Source organism: Rhodococcus sp. NPDC127527 (assembly GCF_042672245.1).
Classification (GTDB): domain Bacteria; phylum Actinomycetota; class Actinomycetes; order Mycobacteriales; family Mycobacteriaceae; genus Rhodococcus_G.
In genome coordinates this window covers 209,554-216,180 of the sequence record NZ_JBHXVP010000008.1, presented here as the reverse complement: position 1 = coordinate 216,180, position 6,627 = coordinate 209,554, and the positions used below count along the sequence as shown (strand labels likewise).

The following is a 6,627-nucleotide window of genomic DNA, read 5'->3' as shown; positions in this document are numbered from 1 at the left end:
CACCCACCCGCTGGCGGTCGTGCTGACGGCTACGTTCCGCCCCAGCCCCCCCACCGCGCCGCCCCCCCCCCCGCGCGGGGCCCCCCCGGCTCCGTGTCGCGGGTCAGACCAGACGCCAGCGCACCCGCACCGACGCGGACAGTTCGGTCTCGCCGCGCTCGATCGGCATCGCGTCGTGCGCGACGCTCGCGGCACGCAGCATCGGCCGCGGGGTGGCCGTCGGCTCGGCGCCCTCGCACACCTCGAGCACCTTGCCCAGTTCGCGGCCGGACAGGCGAGCGAACTGCGTCGCCTTGGTCAGGGCGTCCGCGAACGCGGCGTCGCGTGCCGCGCTCAGCAGCGCCGCCTGCTCCGCGACGGCCAGTTCCAGCCCACCGAGCCGGACGTCGTCGCCGCCCGCGGCCACGCACTCGCCGATCACCCGACCGGGCTCGGACAGCTCCCGCAGGGTCACCGAGAGGGAGGTGCTCGCGACGTAGCCCACCACCTGCTGGCCGGCGCCCTCCTGCCACACGGTGTCCGCGTGCACCGACAGTCCGGTGGTCGCGACGTCGGCCGGTGCGACCCCCGCCGCGTGCAGGGCCGCGGACACGGCCCGGGCCGCCTCGGCTGCCCGGTCGAACGCGGCGGCCACGTCCGGGCGGCGGACCTCCACCGACACCGTGACCCGCATGACGTCGGGAACGGCGGCGGACACCCCGTGGCCGGTGACGGTGACGGACGACTTCATCGCGCTCCTCACGACTTCCGGTTGTACAGGCGCATGGTGATCGGGCCGAAGACCAGGACGAATCCGGCGCACCAGGCGAGCACGATGCCCAACTGGGCGAACTCGAGGCTGCCTGCCATCAGACCTCGGATCGCGGTCACCAGCTTGCTGATCGGGTTGACGTCGACGAACGACCGGAGCCACCCGGGCATCGTGGACGGGTCCACGAAGATGTTGCTCGCGAAGGTGAGCGGGAACAGGATGAACATCGACACGCCCATCACCGCCTGCTCGGTGCGCATCAGCATCGCGAACATCGTCCAGATCCACGACATGCTGAACGAGAACAGCAGCAGCAGCGCGACGGAGGCGACCACCCCCAGTACCCCGCCCCCGGGCCGGAAACCCAGGATCAGGCCGAGGATCATCACGATCACCGACGCGATGGTGTAGCGGACGACGTCGCCGAACAACGCGCCGACCAGGGGAGCGGGCCGCCAGATCGGCAGCGACCGGAACCTGTCGAAGACGCCCTTCTCGATGTCCTTGTTGAGGGTCAGCCCGGTGTACATGGTGATCATGACGACCGTCTGGACCAGGATCCCGGGAATCAGGAACTGCACGTAGGCCTCGGTCGATCCCGCGAGGGCACCGCCGAACAGGTAGGTGAACATCAACGTGAACATGATCGGGAACATGGTCACGTCGAAGAGCTGCTCGGGGACGTGCTTGATCTTCAGCAGCGCGCGCCAGCCGAAGGACAACGCCGCGGTCAGCCCGCTGGGCCGGGCGGGCCGGGGGCCGTCGAGCGCGAGCGCCTCGCCGACGGCGGTGGCGGTGGGGTCGGTACGTTCGGCGGTGGAGGTCATGAGGCGGTCTCCCTCGAGGTCTGCGGTGCGTCGGATTCGGCGGAGTGGCCGGTCAGGGCCAGGAACACCTCGTCGAGGCTCGGCTGGCCGAGCGCGAACGTGGTGACCTCGATCCCCGCCTCGTGCAGCGCGGGCAGCGCCCGGGCCACCCGCCCGGGATCGTCGGTGCGGGCGGTCAGTGCCGCGGGATCGCTCTCCTCGGCGACCTCGACCCCGAGGATGTCGGTGAGCAGCAGCGCGGCGGCCGGCCGCCGGGACGGATCGGCGACCCGCACGTGCAGTGCGCCCGACCCGACCGAGGCCTTGAGCTCGCCGGTGGTGCCCTCGGCGATCACCCGCCCGTGGTCGATGACCGCGACCCGGTCCGCGAGTTGGTCGGCCTCGTCGAGGTACTGGGTGGTCAGCAGCACGGTGGTGCCGCCGTCGACGAGCGCGCGAACGATCTCCCAGACCTGGTTGCGGCTGCGCGGGTCGAGGCCGGTGGTCGGTTCGTCGAGGAAGATCAGCTCGGGGGTGACGATGATGCTCGCCGCGATGTCGAGTCGCCGCCGCATGCCGCCGGAGAAGTTCTTCACCTGTCGCGATCCGGCCTCGCCGAGGTCGAACGCGGCCAGCAACCGAGCGGCACGGTCGCGGGCAGCGGCACGGGAGAAGCCGTAGAGCCGCGCCAGCAGGAGCAGGTTCTCGGTGCCGGTCAGGTCCTCGTCGAGGGAGGCGAACTGACCGGTCAGCGAGACCTTGCCGCGGACGGTGTCCGCCTCGCGCCGGACGTCGTGGCCGAGCACGCGGGCGGTGCCGTCGTCGATCTCGAGCAGGGTGGCGAGCATCCTGATCGTGGTGGTCTTGCCTGCTCCGTTGGGGCCGAGGACGCCGTACACGCCGCCGGCCGGGACGGCGAGGTCCACGCCGTCCACCGCGACGTTGGATCCGAATCGTTTGACGAGGCCACGGGTTTCGATCGCGAGATCGGTGTCGGCGCGCATGGGGTCCACCCTGTCCGATTTCGGTGGTTCGGGCAACGGATTTACCCGAACGGGTCCGGTGTCACCGCGCGCGGATCAACGGACGCGCGGTTGTGGTGATCGTGCGAATCGCGGTGTCGAGCTGCGCGTACGCGCCCTTGGCCAGCCGGTCCAGGAGGGCCAGCTTGAGTTCGGGTGCCTCGGCGGTCAGGGCCGCGAACCGCTGCGGTGGCAGCACCGCGAGACGCACCGGGCTGTCGGTGCGCACGTCGTTGAGGAACGTGCCGCCGATGAGCGTCGGCATCTCCCCGAACGTCATGCCCGCCCCGAGCGTGGTGATCCGATGTGGTGTCCCGTCAGCGCCGGTGACCACCGTGCTGACGCGGCCGGACAGGATGAGGAAGATGCCTGCCGCGGCGTCGCCGCGCCGCACCACCGTCTCGCCGCCCGCGATCTCGCGGATCTCGAGGTCGGCCGCGAACCGTTCGCGCTGCGGCCCGGTCAGCTCGGCGAGCAGGGGGTGCTCGGCGAGTGGAAGTTCCGCCGGGGTCCGGTCGGCGCCACAGTGCAGGTCCAGGAGCACCTCCTCGCACCACTCGAGCGCGCTGTCGAGGTCGACGAACACCCGACCGCCGGCGCCGGTCGGTGCGATGGTCGAACGGGTGTAGCCGAGCAGTCCCTCGGGGTCGACGAAGGCGGCCCGGCAGCCCTGCGCGTCGAGCGCGTCGTGCAGGTCGGCGAGCATCCGCCGCGCCACCTCGCTCACCTCGTCGACCCGCCGCATGTCCACGACCAGTGCCTCCAGGCCGTCGCCACGGTCGCCGATCTCCCGGACCGCGGTCTCGGCGCCGGCGAACAGCAGGTCGCCGTGCAGTTCGTAGATGCGGGCGCGGTCCCCGAGCCGCTCGAGGGTGTCCAGCTCGGGACCGCTGCGCCGCTGCCGCGAGGGCGCCTCGCCGACCGTGTAGCTGGACCGGATCGCCGAACGCGCGGCGCGGGTGACGTGCAGGAAGTGCAGTTCCAGCCGTCGGGAGAGTTCCTGGCAGGCCTGCACACCGCGCACGCTGTTGCCGTGCGAGTCGAGCCGCGGCGAGTGCACGGCGATGCCGATCTGCCCGGGGAGGACGGCGAGGATGCCGCCGCCGACCCCGCTCTTGGCGGGTAGCCCGACCCGCGCGATCCAGTCGCCGGCCCCGTCGTACATGCCACACGAGGTCATCACGCTCAGCACGCGTTCGACCAGGGTGGGCGCCAGCGCCTGTTCGCCGGTGAGCGGGTTGGTCCCGTTGTTGGCCAGCGTCGCGGCCATCACCGCGAGGTCCCGGGACGTCACGTTGATCGAGCACTGCCGGAAGTACAGGTCGACGGCCTCGTCGGGATCGCCGGTGATGATGTCGAACGAGCGCAGCATGTGTCCGATGGCCCGGTTCCGGTGCCCGGTGCGGGCCTCGGAGGCGTACACGTCTGCGTTCATGGTCAGCTCGCGTCCGGCGTAGGTCGAGTAGCAGCGTCGCAGTCGCTCGAAGCGCTCCGCCGGGTCCGCGCCCGCGATCAGTGACGCCGAGGTGATCGCGCCCGCGTTGATCATCGGGTTCCGCGGCCGCTCGGTCAGCGGGTCGAGGCTGATCTCGTTGAACGGTTCCCCCGAGGGTTCGACGTCGATCTTCTCCGCGACGGCGGCGAGTCCGCGGTCCGCGAGGGCGAGGCCGTAGGTGAGGGGTTTGGAGATCGACTGGATGGTGAACTCGGTGCCGGACCCGCCCGCCTCGTAGACGAACCCGTCGCTGGTGGCCAGGCACAGTGAGAACTCGTCGGCGGGGACCGCGGCCAGTTCGGGAATGTAGTCGGCGAGTTCGCCCGTCCGATTGTCCCGGCACAGTGCGAACACTTCACCGATGATCGCGTCCACCACGTTGCGCATGGCGACAAGACTGGCATCGTTCGCGGCGGCCCGCGAGCTGTGAACTGACTCACCTCGTTCGGCATAATGAAGCTGGCAGCGCGACTGCGCCGCGCCGCGCGCGGGTACGCCTGGTGCCCGGTGAGTTCCGGCCTCCGTAGACTGGGTCGGTCGACCGGCTGGCGGTTGCGGTGTTTCCTCGGAGGGAGCGATCTCGTTGGGTGTTCTTTCTCGAGTTCAGACGCCCGGTGACCTTCGCGGCCTGACCATTCCGCAGATGCGTGAGTTGGCCGCCGAGGTGCGCGAGTTCCTCGTGCACAAGGTTTCCGCGATGGGCGGGCACCTCGGCCCGAATCTCGGCGTCGTCGAGCTCACGCTCGCCCTGCACCGAACCTTCGACTCACCCAACGACGCGATCATCTTCGACACCGGCCACCAGGCCTACGTGCACAAGATCGTCACCGGCCGCAAGGACCAGTTCGACACGCTGCGCACGAAGGGCGGCCTGTCCGGCTACCCGTGCCGCGCGGAGAGCGAACACGACTGGGTCGAGTCCTCGCACGCGTCCGCCGCGCTCTCGTACGCGGACGGGCTGGCGAAGGCGTTCGAGCTGACCGGTCAGAATCGGCACGTGGTGGCGGTCGTCGGTGACGGCGCGCTGACCGGCGGCATGTGCTGGGAGGCGCTCAACAACATCGCCGCGGGCAGCGACCGGTCGGTGGTCATCGTCGTCAACGACAACGGCCGCTCCTACGCCCCGACCATCGGGGGTCTCGCCGACCACCTGGCGGCGCTGCGGTTGCAGCCGGGCTACGAGAAGGTCCTCGACAACAGCCGCCGGCTGGTCAAGAAGATGCCGTGGGTCGGTCGCGCCGCCTACCAGTTGCTGCACGGCATGAAGGCCGGCATCAAGGACATGGTCAGCCCGCAGGTGATGTTCACCGACCTGGGCATCAAGTACCTCGGCCCGGTCGACGGGCACGACCAGGTCGCGCTCGAGTCGGCGCTGCGCCGGGCGAAGGACTTCGGCGGACCGGTGATCGTGCACGCCGTCACCCGCAAGGGCATGGGCTACGCGCCTGCGGAGAACCACGAGGCCGACCAGATGCACGCGATCAACCCGAAGGCGGGCGCCGCGACCGCCGCGCCGGCGCCGGGGTGGACGTCGGTGTTCTCCGACGAACTCATCGCGCAGGCCGAGCAACGCGAGGACGTCGTCGCGATCACCGCGGCGATGCCCGGACCGACCGGCCTCGCCGCCTTCGGCGACCGGTTCCCGGACCGGATGTTCGACGTCGGGATCGCAGAGCAGCACGCGGTGACCTCGGCGGCGGGCCTCGCGCTCGGCGGCCTGCACCCGGTGGTCGCGGTCTACTCCACATTCCTCAACCGCGCGTTCGACCAGTTGCTGATGGACGTCGCGCTGCTCGGTCAGCCGGTGACGCTGGTCCTCGACCGAGCGGGCGTGACCGGGGCGGACGGTGCCAGCCACAACGGCATGTGGGACTTCTCGCTGCTCGGCATCGTGCCCGGCATGCGGGTCGCGGCCCCGCGCGACGCGGCGACCCTGCGTGAGGAGCTCGACGAGGCCCTCGCGGTCGGCGACGGCCCGACCGCCCTGCGCTTCCCGAAGGGATCCGTCGGTGACGACATCCCGGCGGTGGAGCGGATCGACGGTGTGCTCGACGTCCTCGCCATGCCGGACGGACGACGAGGCGATGTGCTGATCGTGGCCGTCGGCCCGTTCGCGGCGGTGGCGCTCGAGACCGCCGAGCGGCTGGCTCAGCAGGGCATCACGGCCGCGGTCGTGGACCCGCGCTGGGTGCTGCCGGTGCCGCAGTCGGTGGTCGACCTCGGCGCCGACTTCGGCATGGTCGTGACCCTCGAGGACAGCGGCGTGCACGGCGGCATCGGGTCCAGCGTGTCCGCCGCCCTGCGCGCGGCCGGGGTGGACACCCCGGCGCGGGACGTGGGGGTGCCGCAGCAGTTCCTCGACCACGCCTCCCGCGGCGAGATCCTCGCCGAGATCGGCCTCACGGCACAGGATCTGGCGCGTCAGATCACCGGCTGGGTCTCGGCCATCGGATCCGACGAACGGACCGCGACGGGACTGGGATCCGGCTCTGCCGGCGTCGGCCAGGGGTAGTCGGCGCATCGCAGTCGTCGAACCCGGTTGTCGTCCTACAT

At 71.0% G+C, this 6,627-nt stretch carries 5 protein-coding genes; 1 reads left to right on the top strand and 4 read right to left on the bottom strand.

What is annotated here, in order from left to right; genetic code table 11:
- Window positions 1-103 precede the first annotated feature (103 nt).
- From ACFVH2_RS15835 to glsA, 4 genes are all read right to left on the bottom strand, one after another.
- Window positions 104-730 (bottom strand): SIMPL domain-containing protein, encoded by a 627-nt coding sequence (locus ACFVH2_RS15835; RefSeq protein ID WP_378423988.1) that lies wholly within the window; start codon window positions 728-730, stop codon window positions 104-106.
- An 8-nt stretch (window positions 731-738) separates the two neighbouring features.
- The gene (locus ACFVH2_RS15830; RefSeq protein ID WP_378423987.1) at window positions 739-1,578 is read right to left on the bottom strand and encodes an ABC transporter permease; all 840 of its coding nucleotides are present in this window, start codon (window positions 1,576-1,578) and stop codon (window positions 739-741) included.
- On the bottom strand, window positions 1,575-2,561 hold the full coding sequence (locus tag ACFVH2_RS15825) for an ATP-binding cassette domain-containing protein (RefSeq protein WP_378423985.1): 987 nt from the start codon (window positions 2,559-2,561) through the stop codon (window positions 1,575-1,577). The genes ACFVH2_RS15830 and ACFVH2_RS15825 overlap by 4 nt, the downstream gene beginning before the upstream one ends.
- Before the next feature lie 61 nt (window positions 2,562-2,622).
- Window positions 2,623-4,461, bottom strand: a complete 1,839-nt coding sequence (gene glsA, locus ACFVH2_RS15820; protein WP_378423983.1) for a glutaminase A — start codon at window positions 4,459-4,461, stop codon at window positions 2,623-2,625.
- 196 nt (window positions 4,462-4,657) lie between these two features.
- On the opposite strand from glsA, the gene dxs reads away from it, so the two are divergent.
- Window positions 4,658-6,586, top strand: coding sequence for a 1-deoxy-D-xylulose-5-phosphate synthase (gene dxs, locus ACFVH2_RS15815; protein ID WP_378423980.1), 1,929 nt, complete (start codon window positions 4,658-4,660; stop codon window positions 6,584-6,586).
- The last annotated feature ends 41 nt before the right edge of the window (window positions 6,587-6,627 follow it).